17 protein-coding genes and 1 pseudogene are annotated in these 16,731 nt (G+C 45.8%); 9 read left to right on the top strand and 9 right to left on the bottom strand.

Annotated elements, in window-relative coordinates; all coding sequences use genetic code 11:
* Positions 1-77 precede the first annotated feature (77 nt).
* From ACQCVE_RS12125 to ACQCVE_RS12115, 3 genes are all read left to right on the top strand, one after another.
* On the top strand, positions 78-419 hold the full coding sequence (locus tag ACQCVE_RS12125; protein ID WP_426844903.1) for a winged helix-turn-helix transcriptional regulator: 342 nt from the start codon (positions 78-80) through the stop codon (positions 417-419).
* Between the two features lie 798 nt (positions 420-1,217).
* Positions 1,218-2,753 carry a fumarate hydratase gene (locus ACQCVE_RS12120; protein WP_426862989.1) on the top strand — a complete coding sequence of 512 codons (1,536 nt, stop codon included), beginning with the start codon at positions 1,218-1,220 and terminating at the stop codon, positions 2,751-2,753.
* A gap of 63 nt (positions 2,754-2,816) precedes the next feature.
* The gene (locus ACQCVE_RS12115; protein ID WP_426862988.1) at positions 2,817-3,632 is read left to right on the top strand and encodes a pentapeptide repeat-containing protein; all 816 of its coding nucleotides are present in this window, start codon (positions 2,817-2,819) and stop codon (positions 3,630-3,632) included.
* A 269-nt stretch (positions 3,633-3,901) separates the two neighbouring features.
* On the opposite strand, the gene nagB is transcribed toward ACQCVE_RS12115, so the two are convergent.
* The 3 genes from nagB to ACQCVE_RS12100 all read right to left on the bottom strand — a co-directional run bounded on the left by nagB (position 3,902) and on the right by ACQCVE_RS12100 (position 6,319).
* On the bottom strand, positions 3,902-4,639 hold the full coding sequence (nagB, locus tag ACQCVE_RS12110; RefSeq protein WP_426862987.1) for a glucosamine-6-phosphate deaminase: 738 nt from the start codon (positions 4,637-4,639) through the stop codon (positions 3,902-3,904).
* Positions 4,626-5,837 carry an N-acetylglucosamine-6-phosphate deacetylase gene (nagA, locus tag ACQCVE_RS12105; RefSeq protein ID WP_426862986.1) on the bottom strand — a complete coding sequence of 404 codons (1,212 nt, stop codon included), beginning with the start codon at positions 5,835-5,837 and terminating at the stop codon, positions 4,626-4,628. The genes nagB and nagA overlap by 14 nt, the downstream gene beginning before the upstream one ends.
* 161 nt (positions 5,838-5,998) lie before the next feature.
* Entirely contained in the window at positions 5,999-6,319 is a 321-nt protein-coding gene (locus ACQCVE_RS12100; RefSeq protein WP_426844683.1) for a hypothetical protein, read from the bottom strand.
* 128 nt (positions 6,320-6,447) lie between these two features.
* Here ACQCVE_RS12100 and pdaA point away from each other — a divergent pair, with 128 nt between their 5' ends.
* Positions 6,448-7,227, top strand: coding sequence for a delta-lactam-biosynthetic de-N-acetylase (gene pdaA, locus ACQCVE_RS12095; protein ID WP_426862985.1), 780 nt, complete (start codon positions 6,448-6,450; stop codon positions 7,225-7,227).
* Between the two features lie 49 nt (positions 7,228-7,276).
* Here pdaA and ACQCVE_RS12090 read toward each other — a convergent pair whose 3' ends face one another.
* Together ACQCVE_RS12090 and ACQCVE_RS12085 are read right to left on the bottom strand one after the other, a co-directional pair.
* On the bottom strand, positions 7,277-7,747 hold the full coding sequence (locus ACQCVE_RS12090) for an AraC family transcriptional regulator (RefSeq protein ID WP_426862984.1): 471 nt from the start codon (positions 7,745-7,747) through the stop codon (positions 7,277-7,279).
* A gap of 117 nt (positions 7,748-7,864) precedes the next feature.
* The gene (locus ACQCVE_RS12085; RefSeq protein WP_426844677.1) at positions 7,865-8,359 is read right to left on the bottom strand and encodes a lactoylglutathione lyase family protein; all 495 of its coding nucleotides are present in this window, start codon (positions 8,357-8,359) and stop codon (positions 7,865-7,867) included.
* A gap of 114 nt (positions 8,360-8,473) precedes the next feature.
* Between ACQCVE_RS12085 and ACQCVE_RS12080 the strand changes: the two genes are divergently transcribed.
* Entirely contained in the window at positions 8,474-8,797 is a 324-nt protein-coding gene (locus ACQCVE_RS12080) for a winged helix-turn-helix transcriptional regulator (protein WP_426844676.1), read from the top strand.
* A 30-nt stretch (positions 8,798-8,827) separates the two neighbouring features.
* Here ACQCVE_RS12080 and ACQCVE_RS12075 read toward each other — a convergent pair whose 3' ends face one another.
* The 4 genes and pseudogenes from ACQCVE_RS12075 to ACQCVE_RS12060 form a co-directional block, all read right to left on the bottom strand.
* Positions 8,828-9,472: an ArsR/SmtB family transcription factor gene (locus ACQCVE_RS12075; protein WP_426862983.1), complete on the bottom strand. Its 645-nt coding sequence runs from the start codon at positions 9,470-9,472 to the stop codon at positions 8,828-8,830.
* Positions 9,473-9,519: 47 nt separating this feature from the next.
* On the bottom strand, positions 9,520-10,869 hold the full coding sequence (locus ACQCVE_RS12070; protein WP_426862982.1) for an MFS transporter: 1,350 nt from the start codon (positions 10,867-10,869) through the stop codon (positions 9,520-9,522).
* Positions 10,870-10,935: 66 nt separating this feature from the next.
* Positions 10,936-11,163: pseudogene (locus ACQCVE_RS12065) on the bottom strand (cupin domain-containing protein); the annotation flags it as partial.
* Between the two features lie 1,105 nt (positions 11,164-12,268).
* Positions 12,269-12,823, bottom strand: a complete 555-nt coding sequence (locus tag ACQCVE_RS12060) for a helix-turn-helix domain-containing protein (RefSeq protein ID WP_426862981.1) — start codon at positions 12,821-12,823, stop codon at positions 12,269-12,271.
* 116 nt (positions 12,824-12,939) lie between these two features.
* Here ACQCVE_RS12060 and ACQCVE_RS12055 point away from each other — a divergent pair, with 116 nt between their 5' ends.
* The 4 genes from ACQCVE_RS12055 to ACQCVE_RS12040 all read left to right on the top strand — a co-directional run bounded on the left by ACQCVE_RS12055 (position 12,940) and on the right by ACQCVE_RS12040 (position 15,345).
* Entirely contained in the window at positions 12,940-13,521 is a 582-nt protein-coding gene (locus ACQCVE_RS12055) for a LysE family transporter (RefSeq protein WP_426844902.1), read from the top strand.
* A 163-nt stretch (positions 13,522-13,684) separates the two neighbouring features.
* Positions 13,685-14,119, top strand: coding sequence for a MarR family winged helix-turn-helix transcriptional regulator (locus tag ACQCVE_RS12050; RefSeq protein WP_426844672.1), 435 nt, complete (start codon positions 13,685-13,687; stop codon positions 14,117-14,119).
* 48 nt (positions 14,120-14,167) lie between these two features.
* Positions 14,168-14,818, top strand: coding sequence for an SDR family NAD(P)-dependent oxidoreductase (locus tag ACQCVE_RS12045; protein ID WP_426862980.1), 651 nt, complete (start codon positions 14,168-14,170; stop codon positions 14,816-14,818).
* A gap of 2 nt (positions 14,819-14,820) precedes the next feature.
* Positions 14,821-15,345, top strand: coding sequence for an NAD(P)H-dependent oxidoreductase (locus ACQCVE_RS12040; RefSeq protein WP_426862979.1), 525 nt, complete (start codon positions 14,821-14,823; stop codon positions 15,343-15,345).
* Positions 15,346-16,731 lie beyond the last annotated feature (1,386 nt).

Genomic DNA, 16,731 nt, shown 5'->3' with positions numbered 1-16,731 from the left:
GTAAGTATAGAATGGAAAAAAAGAAAAAAACAGTACGCACATTAATGATAGCTACTATCAGAGAGGATAGTGCCAATATGGGGATGGACGACTATAAAGAAAAGGGGAATATCCAGGAGACCCCTTTTGGGTATACGATGTCAGTCGTTGGCGGCAAGTGGAAAATGCTTATTCTTTACTTGCTGGCTGAAAATCAGCCCGTTCGCTTTAATGACATGAAAAGACAAATAGGTTCTATTACCTTTAAAACCCTGAGCTCACAGCTTAAAGAATTGGAAGCAGAGGGTCTGATCATGCGGAAAGAGTATCCTCAAATTCCCCCTAAAGTTGAGTACAGTCTCAAGCCTAAAGCAGAAAGTCTATTGCCTGTTTTGGAACAGTTATGTGAGTGGGGGAGAAATAACCGCAGTACGGATTGACTTTTTGTATAGCGGATGAGAAAGGATTAGTCCGTATAACGTGTTTTGGCAAGGGGTCTGTCCCTCGCTCTGATAAAGGATTAAAGCTCCGGCACCATCTCGCCAATCCATTCTCCTGCCTGATTTCAGAAGCACAGGCCTTCTGGCCCGCTCTGCGTTAAAGCAGCAGGGGCCAGGCACGGTGCCTGGCCCCACTTTCGCTGATGTACTAAAGCTCCGGCACCTGATCTGCCAGGCGTTAATGCACGGGGGCTGACAGCATCTTGTCTCTGGCCCTCCTTCTTTACAGCAGTAAAGCTCAGGCACCTCGTTAATCCCTTCCCGTCCATCCTCCGCACGAAAAAAACGTTCTAAACCGCATTGCATCTGAAATCAGAGCGGCTGTCCGTCCGCTTTGGCTGCGGCTGTTCGCATGAGTGCGCAGACAGTGGAGGAATGCCTGGTCACATCGGCATTTGGAGGTCCCTCTGCTTAAGCATCGGTCGTGCCGCATACAGCAGGAGTCGACGGCATTGATGGGGGCACCTGGTCCGCTGCAGCCCGGTCCGCACCATTTGTATCCCGGAAAAATGCAGAGGGAGGGCTTTTTTTCTTTTTCGTCAGGAAAGAACATCTCTTCACTTCCTTCAATCTTTTACACTATCTTATGAAGCTGCTGAAAAGAGGAGAGGATACCTGTCCAATTTTATGAAAATAATGAATCAGGCCGACCGAAATGTATCCCCTTACAATTCTAAATCTGAAGGAGTATAATAAATTTAGAGAATTCTATACATATACACAAAGGGGAGAGTACGGTTGGAGAGATTTTATGAGAGCATGGTCGAGCTGATTGTGGAGACATCCACCAGGCTTCCGAAGGACGTAAGAAGAGCGATTCAACAAGCAAAACTGGGGGAGAACGCCGGAACGCGCGCTGCGATGTCGCTTGACACGATCACGGACAATATCGCGATGGCGGATGAAAATGTTTCGCCAATCTGCCAGGATACCGGACTGCCGACATTCAAATTAAAAGTACCGGTTGGCGCAAACCAGATCAAAATGAAGGAAGCCATCAAAAAGGCGATTGCGGAAGCGACGAGGACCGGGAAGCTGCGTCCGAATTCTGTTGATTCGCTTACAGGCGATAACACGGGGGACAACCTGGGTGACGGGACTCCTGTCATCAAGTTTGAGCAATGGGAGAAGGATTATATTGATGCGCGCCTGATCCTGAAAGGCGGAGGATGTGAAAACAAGAACATCCAATACAGCCTGCCATGTGAGCTGGATGGACTGGGCCGTGCCGGCCGTGACCTGGACGGGATCCGAAAGTGTGTCATGCACTCTGTCTATCAGGCTCAAGGCCAGGGCTGCAGTGCAGGATTTATCGGCGTCGGCATCGGCGGGGACCGGACGAGCGGGTATGAGCTTGCCAAAGAGCAGCTGTTCCGAAGCAATGAGGATGTAAACCCGATTCCAGAGCTTCGCGAGCTTGAGGAGTATGTGATGGAAAATGCCAATAAGCTTGGAATCGGCACGATGGGCTTTGGCGGCGAAACGACGCTGCTGGGCTGCAAAGCTGGCGCCATCAACCGTATTCCCGCAAGCTTTTTCGTTTCCGTTGCCTATAACTGCTGGGCCTTCAGACGGCTCGGCATGAAAATCAATCCGGAAACCGGCGAAGTTCAGGAATGGCTGTACCAAGAAGGGGAAGAGATTGACTTTGCCAAAGAGGCAGCGGCAGCTGTGGAGGAAATCATTCCGGCAGAAGAAATGATCCTGCAGGCACCGATTACAGAAGAAAAAATCCGCTCTCTCAAAGTCGGGGACGTGGTCAAAATTTCAGGCATGATGTATACAGGCCGTGATGCGATTCACAAATACCTTTCTGAAAATGAGGCGCCGATTGATTTAAACGGGCAAATCATTTACCATTGCGGACCGGTCATGCTGAAGGACGAAAATGAACAGTGGCATGTTAAGGCTGCGGGCCCGACGACCAGCATCCGCGAGGAGCCATACCAGGGAGATATTATGAAACGCTTCGGAATCAGGGCCGTGATCGGTAAAGGCGGGATGGGTGCAAAAACGCTTAAAGCTCTGGAAGAACACGGAGGCGTATATTTAAATGCAATCGGCGGAGCTGCACAGTATTATGCAGACTGCATCCAATCCGTTGAGGGAGTTGACCTGATGCAGTTCGGGATTCCTGAAGCGATGTGGCATTTGAAGGTAAAAGATTTTAAAGCGGTCGTCACGATGGACTCCCACGGGAACAGCCTTCATAAAGACGTTGAGCAAAGCTCCCTTGAAAGACTGGCGCAATTCAGAAAGCCGGTTTTTAAATAAAGTGTTTAAAAAAGGCGAGGATGCGAAAGCGTTCCTGCCTTTTGCTGAGAGGAGACACATTAGATGGATGAACAGCTAAAAGCAGATTGCGAAAGCTGCTTCGGTTTATGCTGTGTGGCTCTGCCTTATGCTGCATCGGCAGATTTCCCGATTGATAAACCCGGCGGAATTCCTTGCCATCATTTAAAGGAAGATTACCGGTGCGGCATTCATCAGAATTTAAGGGAAAAGCAATTCCGCGGATGTGCGGTTTATGAGTGCTTCGGAGCCGGACAAAAGGTTTCAAGTGTTACCTATGGTGGAAAGTCCTGGCGGGAAGACACAGCCCTCATGGAGGAAATGTTTGCCGTATTTCCTGTCATGCAGCAGCTCCACGAAATTCTGAACTACGTGGCAGAAGCCATGCAGCGCAGGGAAGCAGAGCCTCTATATCTTGATTTGCAGCGCGTATTCCGCAAAATAGAAGAGCTGACCTTTCTGCCTCCAAAAGACCTTCTGGCTGCAGACGTGGAGGCATTAAGAGCAGAAGCGAATCTAAGCCTCATTAAAACGAGTCAGCTCGTTCGGGGAAAAGGAAGGCAAACAAAGCGCCGCTATGAAGGCTTAGGGGCAAAGCTTAAAGGAGCTGCCTTGAACGGGACCGATTATCGTGGCGCCCTGCTCATTGCAGCGGACCTGCGAGATGCCGATTTAAGAAAAATCGATTGGATCGGAGCCGATATTAGAGATGCGGATTTAAGAGGTGCAAACCTGAGCGGAAGCATTTTTCTAACACAGGCCCAGGTGAACTCCGCTAAAGGAGATGTGAACACAAAACTGCCGGAGCATCTTCAAAAACCGGATCATTGGAAAAATAAGGTCAAAAATCATACCCGATAAAAGGCTGTTAAGATATAATAAGTAATAAAAGGGGTGTGCAGGATGATTGCATTACTCAGTTTCTTTGCAGATCTAGTAAGCGCCATCGCCACATCATTTGCAGCCGGCAAGCTTTCTGATGATAAGGATGATTGATTGAACCCTGGTTAGGGTTCTTTTTTTATGAATCCTCCCGGGAATATCTGGAGGAATCAAAGCCTGCGAAACATGAACTCATCCCATGAAAAAAGCCGTCCCCTGTTTTAATCTCAGGGAACGGCTCGTTCTATTCACCGGCGTGTCAAGGTCTGGGATAGGGCTTGTTTGTCTGCAATGACTGTAACCTGTGGATGGTGGTTCAGGATGGTCGCCGGAACCTCCTCGGTAACCGCTCCTTTTTGCAGGTTTGCGAGGGCTTCTGCTTTTTCATTTCCTGAAACGAGCAGAAGAATGTGTTTGCTTTTCATAATCGTTCCGATTCCCATCGTTACTGCATGAGTCGGGACGTCTTCAAGCGACTCAAAGTAACGGGCGTTTGCTTTACGCGTGGATTCCGCAAGCTCTACAACATGAGTAGGGGAGGTGAATGACGTCCCCGGTTCATTAAAACCGATATGGCCGTTTACCCCCATACCGAGAATCTGCAGATCCACCCCTCCGAGCTCGTCTATGAGTCCGTCATAGCGGCGGCATTCCTCTTCCAGCTGTTTTGCTGTTCCATTCGGGACATGAGTTTGGTCCATGTTGATGTCAAGGTGGTTAAAAAGAGAATGATTCATATAATAGCGGTAGCTGTTTGGGCTGTTCGCTTCAAGTCCTGCATATTCATCCAAATTCACCGAGGAAATCCGGCTGTAGGAGGTTCCGTTTTTTTGATGATCCTCAATCAAATGCCGGTAGGTTCCTTTAGGAGTGCCGCCGGTAGCGAAGCCGATCACCATTTCCGGATTATGAATCACCTTGCTGATTATGATTTGAGCGGCTTTCTGACTCATTTCTTCGTAATCCTGTACCTCAATGATCTCCATGATCCACTCCCCCTTTTTCAAAAGCAATTTTTCCGCGGCAAATGGTCATCACGACTTCTTTTTCCTTGTTTAATATAACAAGATCTGCGTCTTTCCCTTCAGCAATTGATCCTTTACGGTCCAGCACATTCAGCTGTCTCGCAGGATTGGTGGAGACCGCGAGGATCAGCTCTTCCATTGTGCAGTTGGTGAACCTCGAATAATTGACCAGGGCATCCTTCATTTTTAACATGCTTCCGGCCAGCGTCCCATCCTCAAGAGCTGCCTTCGTTTCGGTAACGGTAACATGTTGCCCGCCGAGGTCATACGTTCCGGGAGCCATGCATTTTGCCCGAAGCGAATCGGTGATAAGGATCACGTTTTCCTTTGGTTTTTGCTTGTAGGCAAGCAGAATCATCTCAGGGCGGGCGTGAATACCGTCTGTAATCAGCTCGACTGTCAGTTCATCTCTTAACAGTGCAGCTCCCATTACCCCCGGCTCTCTGTGGTGAATGCCCCTCATGCCGTTAAAAAGATGCGTCACATGGGCTGCACCGGCATTAATAGCTTCCTCCACCTGTTCATATGTTGCATCAGAGTGACCGATGGAGGCGACTGCTCCTGATGCTTTCAGATGTCTGATCAGCTCATGAGCTCCCGGCTCTTCAGGTGCAAGAGTCACCAGCTTAATATGCCCCTTCGAAAGCTCCTGCCAGTTTTTAAACACTTCGGTATCCGGCTCTTTAATATGCGAAAGCGGCTGGGCCCCTGCCCGTTTCCGGGAAATAAACGGCCCTTCCAGATGGACGCCGAGAACTTCTGCTTTCCCGGGCTCCTGTCCAGCCCCTATGTACTCCGCTGCATTGCTCAACGCTTTCTCAATCAAATGGGAATCCTGCGTAATCGTCGTTGCTAAAAATCCGGTCGTTCCCTCCTGAGCGAGTGACTCAGCGATGGTTTTGAGTGCATCGGGAACAGCATCCATCGTATCGCACCCGCCAGCCCCGTGAACATGGACATCAATCATGCCGGGAATGAGGGAAAAGGACGGGGACAGCTTAATCACTCTCTCATAGTCAGCCTCGTCAAAAAAGTAACCGTCAAGCGAGCCATAATCTGCTATTTTTTCATTCTTCAGGCGGAGATAGCCATTTTCAATTGTGCGGTCTTCAGCGTAAATTGTGAGGTTAGTAAGAAGGAGCGGTTTATTCGTTTCCATGGATGGCCTCCTTGTAAAGGATCTTACCCATATTTTAGCATTCGTCGGATAGCTGGTCTAGACCTGTTCAGGAAAAGGTTTTGAAAAGAGAGAGGATTAGGTGGTTTAGACAACTATATAGGACCAAGGTTTTTGCCAGAAAAAAAGCAAGCATGCCCCATTCAGGCATCCTTGCCGCTTCTTTCTTTTGGTTTATAAAACGAAAGCCACATGACGGCTGCACTCAGCAGCACGAGTTGTGTTAAATCCCAGAAGGTTGATGTCCTTTTGACAATGGAGGCGGCGTCCAGGATTGGAATAGACGCTAGGTACAAACCGATGTACGCAACGGGGATGGCGTTTGTCCGCTCCGCTTTTGAGTAAAGACGAACTCCTGCCATTATCAGAAGGAAACCAGCAATTCCGCATACTCCCAACAAACCAATGGGAAGATCAAAGTGAAGATTCTCCATGCTGCACCTCGCTTTTAGATTTCGCTCCATCTTCGTTCTTTCCTTTTCCCCATCATTTTATGCAGAGAATGGGACAACATTTATCTTTTTTTATGTAAATGTTTTAGGAAAAGGTTGTACACCCTATAGGACAAAGCGTTTAAAAAGGAGTGATCAGAATGGGCAAAAGAATGTGGAGTGCGGTGCTCGCCATTTTGCTGCTGTTCCCGAATTCTGCCTATGCCGTCTCCAATGCTCCAATCAACTGGGGCTTTGAAAAAAGCAAGAACCACATGCCGGCCAGGATTGAAAAGGATCGGGAGGATCTATTGGAAAAATACGGTTCCTTCTACATGGGAAATCCGAATAAAAAAGACATTTATCTCACATTTGATAACGGCTATGAAAATGGGTATACCCCGAAGGTACTCGATGTGCTGAAAAAGGAGCATATTCCGGCGACTTTTTTTGTCACCGGCCATTTTCTTGAGAGCCAGCCGGATTTAGTGCAGCGGATGGCGAAGGAAGGCCATATCGTCGGCAATCATTCGTGGTTTCATCCGGACCTTACCGCAGTCGGGGATGCTCGTTTGAAAGCAGAGCTTGACAACGTAAGCAAGCGGGTGAAAAAACTGACTGGACAGGAAGCGCATTATCTGCGTCCTCCCCGCGGTGTTTTCAGTGAGAGAGTCCTTTCGCTTGCGAGTGAGTATGGCTATCAAACGGTATTTTGGTCCCTTGCATTCGTAGACTGGCACACCGATGCGCAGCGCGGCTGGCGTTATTCCTATGACAGCATTATGAGCCAGATCCATCCGGGGGCAGTCCTGCTGCTGCATACGGTTTCAAAGGATAACGCCGATGCACTTGAGAAGGTAATCCAGGATTTAAAGAAAGAGGGCTACCGGTTTAAAAGCCTGGATGATCTGATGGTGGAGAAATCGGAGCTGCCGATGTGAAAATGGACGATTAAAAAAATGCTTGGCGCCAAATTCGGGCCGAGCATTTTTATTTTATCGGTTTATATAAATCCACTCTGCATTTTCCCTCTGGATCTTCGGATGGGTTATTCAAATTAAATTCTAGATTGTACCGGTCAGGATCTGCTTTGTAATCACTTTTTACCAGCCATTCTCCGTATATAAACTGATAGGCATCCTTCAATTTTGGAGGGATGTCATAAAAAGGGTAGAGGGCATAATCTCCTCCATTCATCCGCTTGAATTGCATTTCAGGATGCTTCTCCTTTTCGAATCCATCCGGAATCGTCACACAGGCGTCGTGGCGGCAGTTATTCCTTTCAACCGTATCCGGATTGTCCAATGATATTCCTATGAATGACTGTTCAGGGGGATATAAACCATTGCTGATTGCCCAATCGATCAGCTGCCCCCAATGCTCTTGCGGCTCAAAATAGCTTCCGGTCCTCCTTATAAAAGCAACTTCATATTCAGGCAGTTCTTTTATTGCGATGTCCATCCCTTTGCCTCCTAAAATGAAAATAGTCCCATTGTATCTTTTTGACACCGGCTCTTGCCATCCCTTTTTTTATATAAAAAAAAGCCCGATTCCAAATGGAAAAGGACTGCTGATTGCTTAATAGGCACCTTGGGAATATGTCAGCTCGTAGCTGTGTGTGTAGATCTCAAAAATATTGCCGAATGGATCCTCAACGTAGACCATTTTGTACGGCTTGTCTCCAGGATAGTATTCACGGATCGGCATGCGCTGTTTGCCGCCGTGTGCTTTAATTTTTTCGACAAGTCCTTCAATATCCGGGTCCTGTACACAGAAATGGAAGATGCCGGTTTTCCAGAATTCGAAGTTGTTCTCGGGCTTTTCGTTTTGCGGGAATTCAAACAGCTCGACGCCAATCTTATCACCGGTTGCGAGATGGGCGATGCGGAACTTGTCCCAGTCATTGCCGAACACGTCGCGGCACATCTGTCCTACTGGAGAGTCGTCGTTTTCTACATCAGACGGCTCCATGATGACATACCAGCCGAGAACCTCGGTGTAAAATTGAACAGCCTTGTCCAGGTCAGGGACGGAAAGACCGATATGTGAAAAAGATTTTGGATATGGAAGCATTGTATTTCCTCCTTTTGAATGAGTATGGTTTTATTATAGACAGCCGCTAAAAAATTAGTAAGAAGGCACTTTTTTGTGGGAAACTTACCTTAAGGTAAGGAAGGACGTGAGAGTATGCAGGTAAATGAAGAGGGCAAGCTGAAATGCTCGATTGAATATACACTGAGGAAAATCGGCGGAAAGTGGAAGACAGTCATCCTATGGCATCTTGGAGTAGATGGCACCATGCGGTACGGTGAAATCCGCACGCTCCTTCCCGGGGTCGCCGATAAAGTAATGAGCCGGCAGTTAAAGGAGCTGGAGGAAGACGGGTTTATCAGCCGGACGCCGTATGAAACCGTTCCGCCAAGAGTTGAGTACACGATGACGGAGCAAGGGAGAACGCTGATGCCGGTCCTAAAGGAGATGCACCGGTGGGGGACAGAGAATGGCGGATAAAGGGAAAACCCAAGCGGATGCTTGGGTTTTTTAGTCTTCCTTTTCTTCAATGAATCCCAGCTCCTCCGCATCTTCAATCCGGTAGCTGATCAGGACGTATTGGTAGGTTCCGGCCTTTTCCGCTTCTTCATCGCTTTTAAACGGCTGATGGATCGGTTCTTCGGATTCTCTTTTTACCCCAAGTGCCGAGATGAGGCCAGCTGTGGTTTCCCTCCATTGCTTCGCGGTCATCCGGCGGCTGGACGTACTGAAATTGACGTGATAGGGCATTTCAGTGAGTTCACGCCCATTTCGCTTTTCTTCCCTGATTTTAGCAAGCGATTTTTCATAAAGCTGTAAGGCCGGAGAGAGGAGCTGGTGCTTGAGGGCGAGGGAAAGCTCCGGCTCACTCGCCTGCGCCTGCAGATCTCCCCGGTAAATGATGTTCTCTGAGTTAATCGTCTTGTAGTATTTTTCAACAAGGTTCCCGAGCTGTTTCGTCTCGGTCATCTCAAGCAGTTCTGCTTCTTCAAGCTTCTTAACGTGATAATAAAGCCGGGAAGGCTGTTCCCCAAGAAGGCTTGACAGCTGTTTTACCGTCATCGGTCTTTCTGACGCTGCATTTAAAATCCGCAGTCTGCGCGGATCGGATAAAATCTTCATCATTTCCAGTGAAAGTGATCGAATTTCCGCCACGTACCATCCCACCTATCAGTCTGTTGTAAAAAGAATACCATAGTTTCTTAATCAATGAGGCGGATGGTTTTGCTTTTCCAAAGAATGATCAGGGCAAACAGAGCCATAAAAATGGCAGAGACTACAATCAAAGACTGAATGGAAAAGCCGAAGCCAAGCAGGATAGTTACAGTGCCAAGAGAAAGCGGGACAAATCCCATCGAAGCAGTAGCCATCAGGCTTTGAACACGGCCCATCATCTGATTTTCTGTCATTTCCTGCACAAGTGATGGGGATAGGATGTTGCAGATGGAAAGTGTCACTCCACTGACCAGAAGAACTGCCATTCCATGCCACAGCTCCGTCATTACACTCAACAGCATATTGCTTAAAGAAAGAAGGAAAATCATCCACAGGAAAACGATGGGACGCTTTTTCCGTATATTCAGGCTCCCAACCAGCAGAGCCCCGGTAATCATTCCGGCTGCTAGGGAGCTTTCGAGAAAGCTCAAATAGAGTACATCACCATTCAGACTCTGATCGACCAGCAGCGGAATCCCGATGGTAAGCGGTCCCGTGAGAAAGAAATTAATAGAGACGGACATAAACATCGCAAGGGTGAGATAAGGAACACTTTTTACATAAGCAATGCCCTCCTTCAGATCTGCTGATGGAGATTTTTTTGGTTCAGGCAGGTGGTTCCCCGGTTCTGAAACCCTCCTAATCAGCAGGCTTCCTGCCACAAGAAGCAGGGAAACCGAGCCGAAAACGAGGGGGAAGGAACCCCATTTAATCATAAAACCGGCCGTGGCAGGACCTAGGAATAAGGAGAGCTGGTTCGATGTCTGAACGAGGGAGTTGGCTCTTTGAAGGTGTTCTTTTTCAAGGATTACCGGGAGCAGCGATTGATTGGCAGGCCAATAGAAGGCGTCGAGAAACCCATAAATAACTGCAAACAGGCAAAGCAGAAGAAAACTCAAATGGCCGGTGATGAGAAGCACCACCATCCCCGCGATCATGATGCCGCGGGTCCCGTTCACCATCGAGATTAATCGTGTACGGCTGAACCGGTCGGATAGAACCCCTCCAACCACCATGAGAAGCACCCGCGGAATGACCATCAGCAGCATGACAGCACCGAGCCTGGAAGGAGCATTCAGTTCGCTGATGACGAACCATGTTTGAGAAATGAGGAACATGGAAAAAGCGAGTCCCGTTAGAATACTTGTCATCCAGACAATTACAAATGGACGATGCGTTAAAAGTTTAGGCTTTACAGAAACGACGCTTTCGTTTAATTTGGCATTTTGCAGAATAACCACCCCGTTTAAATAATATTTACCGTTAAAATTTATTTTAATGGTAAACTGAATTTTAGGAAAGGATTTCCTGCACTTTTTCGTTCGACAAAAAAACAAAAAAGCTGCCAGCATCGGACAGCTTTTTCAAAATCTTACATATATTAGATTTTTTTCATGGCGAACTCACTCTGGGTAATAAATCACCATGCTCAACCGGATTTTTTGTTCACCCAGATTGTGATAACTGTGTGGAACATCAGCTTTGAAACGAATGGAATCGCCTGCTTTGATCGTGTGTTCGTTCTGCTTGATCCTAACCGTAAGCTCGCCGTCAAAGACCGTGATGAACTCTTCCGTTCCGGGATTGTGGGATTCTGAATCCAAATTTCCTTCCGGATCGATTTCCACGCTGTCTGATCGGGCTTTTCGAGTCAAGGATCCTTTAATTTTCTTATTATCAGGCTTTCTGTCAGAAGGAAAATGGAGACCGAGCCGAAAACAACGGGAAAAGATCCCCACTTATCAATAAAACCGGCTGCGGCAGGTCCGATGAATAGGGAGAGCTGATTCGAAGTCTGAATGAGAGAATTGGCTCGCTCTGCTGCAGCTGATCCAGTTAGAAGCAAAAGGAAATAAAACAACGCTATAAAGAGTTGGAACAAGAAATGTAATTAAATACCCAAAGTTTTTATCATGCTTTTTATAAAGAAGAACAGGCTTTTTTTCATTTTAACTATCAATTAAAATAATTACTATACAACTGAGCTTTATACATAGTAAAATTATGGAATAATAATAAAAAGAGAGGGAAATTCATTTGACATTAAAAAATTTATTATCTAAAAGATTAACAATACCCCAGCGTCTTTCAATTATTATTTCTGTATTTATGATTGTTGGTTCATCATTAATCTTTGCTCAAAGTCAATTTAACAACAAAGAAATAAGCGCATTCACAGATAGTTGTTTCAATATGGGTGGATCACCTGTTGTTGAAATGGCCCCCTTGAACTTAAATTATACATTTTCTTGCGAGAATAACTAAAAGATCCATCTTTTTCATATATTTCTGCAGCAATGCATTCTGTTGTCGAACTGCTTTTACAAATCCATCATCTCTATGAAGAAAAGCATCTTTATCACGGCCATTCACATTAACGCTTAGTGTGTTTATAGCGTTATCATCTGCCTTTATCGCGTTATTGCGATATCATGTGACGGAATTTTAAAGCGTTATATCATTTTGTACCTAATTATGTTCAACCGACGGGGATAAAGGGGTAAACATTATGGGACTTCTAACAATGGAAGTTCTCTTAATTTCCGTTAAAAATCAACAATAGTATCTATCAGAGTTTAATAAAAAAGGAAAACGCCACCGTTCTCCATTCTCCTTCTTAACCCTCACATCATAATAAAACCTATTTTCCTCATCGGGCCTCATTTAAAGCAGCCCTGACTCAATCATGCACCGGATCCGGTATTCGGGGGACTCATCCGAAGACAAGAAGCACACTCATTCCGGATAATAAATCACCATGCTCAACCGGATTTTTTGTTCACCCAGATTGTGATAACTGTGTGGAACATCAGCTTTGAAACGAATGGAATCGCCTGACTTGATGGTGTGTTCCTGCTGTTTTATCCGGATTGTAAGCTCCCCGTCAAAGACCGTGATGAACTCTTCCGTTCCGGGATTGTGGGATTCTGAATCCAAATTTCCTTCCGGATCGATTTCCACGCTGTACATTTCAAAGCGCCGCTCATCCTCAAATGGGAAGTAGGGGAAGACCCGGTATCTGCCGTTATCGATGGAAAGCATGTTCACGCGATTTTTCTGGACCACTTCCGTGTCCGGCTGCTTTTCGTGAATTAAGGAGGAAAAAGAGATTTTCAAGCCGTTTGCGATTTTCCAAACGGTCGTGATGGTCGGGCTCGATCCGCCCCGCTCAATCTGGCCGATCATCGTTTTGCTCACACCCGTAAGCTCTGCCACCCTCTCCAGACTTAATTTCTTCTCTTCTCTAATGGCTTTCAGATTTCTTGCGAGAATAAGATTTAATTCCTCCACAAAAACACTCCTATTTTCTGATGTACAATATAACGTCCATAATGTACAATATAATATAAATCGTTATATAGACCGTTTTAGTCATTTTAACACACAACTTGAGGGGGATGAAGATTTTGTCAGTCGTTTCTTTTCTCGTTTTTGCGTTCGTAACGTCCTTTACCCCGGGCCCCAACAACATCATGGCGATGGCGTTCGCCAATCAGTACGGATTTAAGCGGACCTTCAAATTTTGTCTCGGTGTTGGTGCTGGCTGTTTCCTGATTTTGCTCGCCTGCAGTTCTTTTAACATGCTGCTTGGTACATACCTGCCGAAGGTCGAATTTTTTATGACCATCCTTGGTGCCGCTTACATGCTGTTCCTTGCCTTTCAGATCCTGAAAAGCAAACCCGGCGGCAAGGACAACTCCAACCCGAAAAACATTTCCTTTACAGCGGGAATGATGCTGCAATTCATCAATCCAAAGCTGATTCTTTACGGAATTACTGTCATTTCGACCTTTATTCTTCCCTATTATGCATCACCGGCAAGCTATCTGTTTTTCTCGCTGTTCCTCGCCTTTCTCGGTTTTCTGGCAACCATCCTCTGGGCCTTTTTCGGTGCCGTTTTCCAGAAGGTGCTGCATCAATACCGCATGCAGTTCAATGTTCTGATGGCACTGCTGCTGATGTATAGTGCGGTAACCATCCTTATCTAAAGGACCTGATCGGGTCCTTTTTTCAGTGGAATGGTGTAAAACGATAGGCGGTTTTTCGCACGTTCCGGCAAGTCTTGAGGTCTGTTTTTCACCATCCATAAGGATTGACTTTTAATACCCAGCATGTTAATTTGTATATGCAAATGAAAAGAGGAATGATGCAATGAATCAAGAAGAAGAGGTACTCATTCACTGTCTGTACTTTACGGCGAGCCGCTTTGCGAGAAACATGAATAAGCTTGCAGAGGAGATCTTTGATTTTGGCGATCTGGCTCCTTCTTATCTGTATATGATCATGACGATTAAATTTCATCCTGAAATTACTCAAAAAGAGCTGTGCAAAAAATTATCCATTGCCCCTTCCACGAGCACGAGATTCATCGACAAGCTTGAGAAACAAAAGCTTGTTCTGAGAAAAATGGAAGGAAAGCAATCGATGATTTCTTTAACTGAGGATGGAGAGGAAGTTTACAAACAGTTCAGGACTTCACTGAAAGAGCTTTTTGAATCGTACTCCGGCCTGCTCGGAAAAGAATTCAGCCTTGATTTGAGCCGGATGCTGCATGAATCCAGCTTAAAGCTTGAAAAAGAGAAATAAATTTTTTTGTTGTTTCATTTGCATATACAAATGTTTGGAGGAATTATTTTGATACAAAAAACGATACTAATTGTTGGTGCCGGACCGGGGATCAGCTTAGCTGCAGCAAAGAAATTCGGCAAAGAAGGCTTTAACGTTGCGATGATTTCCCGTAATGCGGAATCGCTGCTCAAATATGAGAATCAACTGAATAATGAGGGGATAAAAGCGAGAGGATTTGCGGGAGACGTTTCTTCAGCTGCCTCTCTAAAATCGGCTATAAATGAAGCGGTAAATACGTTTGGAGCAATCGATGTCCTTTTATACAACGCTGCGACAGGAACGCCTGGCAAACCAACCACATTAACCGGCGATCAGCTCGTTCAGGATTTTAAAGTGAATGTAGCCGGGGCCCTTGCCAGCGTGCAGGAAGTCTTGCCGCACATGGAAAAAGGAGCACTATTGCTTACAGGCGGAGGCTTGGCGCTTTACCCTTACGCGGACTATTCATCATTGGCTATCGGAAAAGCAGGAATCCGCAGCCTGGCCTACAGCCTTCATGAAGAGCTGAGCCCAAAAGGGATCTATGTCGGCACGCTGACCATTAAAGGTTTTGTAGAGGAAGGAACCTTCTTCTCCGCTGAAAATATTGCCCAAGCCATCTACAGCATGTATGAAAGCCGGAAAGATCTTGAAATCATGTATGAAAAGGAGCAATAAAGATGAAAACATTAGTCATTGCTGCACATCCAAATCTAGAGGCTTCAACTGTCAACCGCGCTTGGAAAAACAGGCTTAGCCAAGAGAAAGACATTACCGTTCACGATCTATATGAAGCGTATCCGGATTTCAAGATCGATGTAGAAAAAGAACAGGAGCTTCTGCTGAAGCACGACCGGATCATCTTCCAGTTCCCTTTCTACTGGTATAGCAGTCCGGCCATCTTAAAAGAGTGGCAGGATGTGGTCCTGACATACGGCTGGGCTTATGGAGCAAAAGGGACAAAGCTGCACGGGAAAGAATTTGCCATTGCCACCTCAACCGGCGGACCGAAGGAAGCGTATCAGGCAGGCGGCTACAACAAATACAGCATGAACGAATTGCTCAAGCCGTTCGAAGCGATGGCGAATCTGACCGGCATGAAAATCCTGCCGGCCTTCCTCGCGCAAGGGGTCCGGACGATGTCGCCAGAGCAGATTAAAGAGAGTGCAGATCAGCTGGCTGCCTACTTGACGGCTGCAAAATAAGAGGAAATTTCAGTTAAAATGGCAAATTCCACTCATAGCCTGAACAAAAATGGTACAACCCTCATATCATATAGTATTTAGTAGAAGGAGGGCGTGTTCATGTGTTTCGGCGTTTTAAAATGGGCCTATCAAAAGCGGAAAGGTAAGCGCAGCCGCAAGGCCATCCTGAAAAAAGCATTGCGGAGCAGTTTAATGGACTCTATTCAGTCGTTATCTGATGCTAGTTTAAAAAAATAGAAGAATGTAACTGGGTACCTTTCTTTGAAGGTGCCCAGATTTGTTTGCGGATGTAATGAGTTCGGTTTATCGGCCGAAATTCTAGTAAATCAGCCGAGATTTTGATATATCGACCGAAATTAGAGGATATCGGTCAAGATTTTGATATATCGACCGAAAACACAGGATATCGGTCAAGATTGCAATATATCGACCGAAGGCACAAGATATCGGTCAAGATTTTGATATATCGACCGAAAGCACAGGATATCGGTCAAGATTGCAATAAATCGACCGAAAGCACAAGATATCGGTCAAGATTTTGATATATCGACCGAAATTAGAGGATATCGGTCAAGATTTTGATATATCGACCGAAAGCACAGGATATCGGCCAAGATTTCAATATATCGACCGAAAGCACAGGATATCGGTCAAGATTTTGATATATCGACCGAAATTACAAGATATCGGTCAAGATTTCAATATATCGGCCGAAAGCACAGGATATCGGTCAAGATTGCAATATATCGGCCGAAATCACAGGATATCGGCCGAGATTTCAATATATCGACCGAAAGCACAAGATATCGGCTAAGATTGCAAAAAATCGGCCGAAATTACAGGATATCGGCCGAGATTTCAATATATCGACCGAAATCACAGGATATCGGTCAAGATTTAAATATATCGACCGAAATTACAAGATATCGGTCAAGATTTCAATATATCGGCCGAAAGCACATGATATCGGTCAAGATTGCAATAAATCGGCCGAAATCACAGGATATCGGTCAAGATTTAAATATATCGACCGGAATCACAGAATATCGGTTAAGATTGCAATAAATCGGCCGAAATTACAGGATATCGGCCGAGATTGCAATAAATCGGCCGAAATCACAGGATATCGGTCAAGATTGCAATATATCGGCCGAAATTACAGGATATCGGTCAAGATTGCAATAAATCGGCCGAAATCACAGGATATCGGTCAAGATTGCAATAAATCGGCCGAAATCACAGGATATCGGTCAAGATTTGGTCAAGTCCATTTTTCTGTGTAAAAGTTCATTACAATGTTTTCAAGTTTATAAATTGGATAGGGTATTAATTTATAAAGGGAGAGAACTTAGTTCTCTTGCCCGTCATACATGTACTTTCGATCTC

This window comes from Metabacillus sp. 113a, from assembly GCF_050107635.1.
Taxonomy (GTDB): Bacteria; Bacillota; Bacilli; order Bacillales; family Bacillaceae; genus Metabacillus_B.
This window is presented reverse-complemented; position numbering and strand designations above follow the sequence as displayed.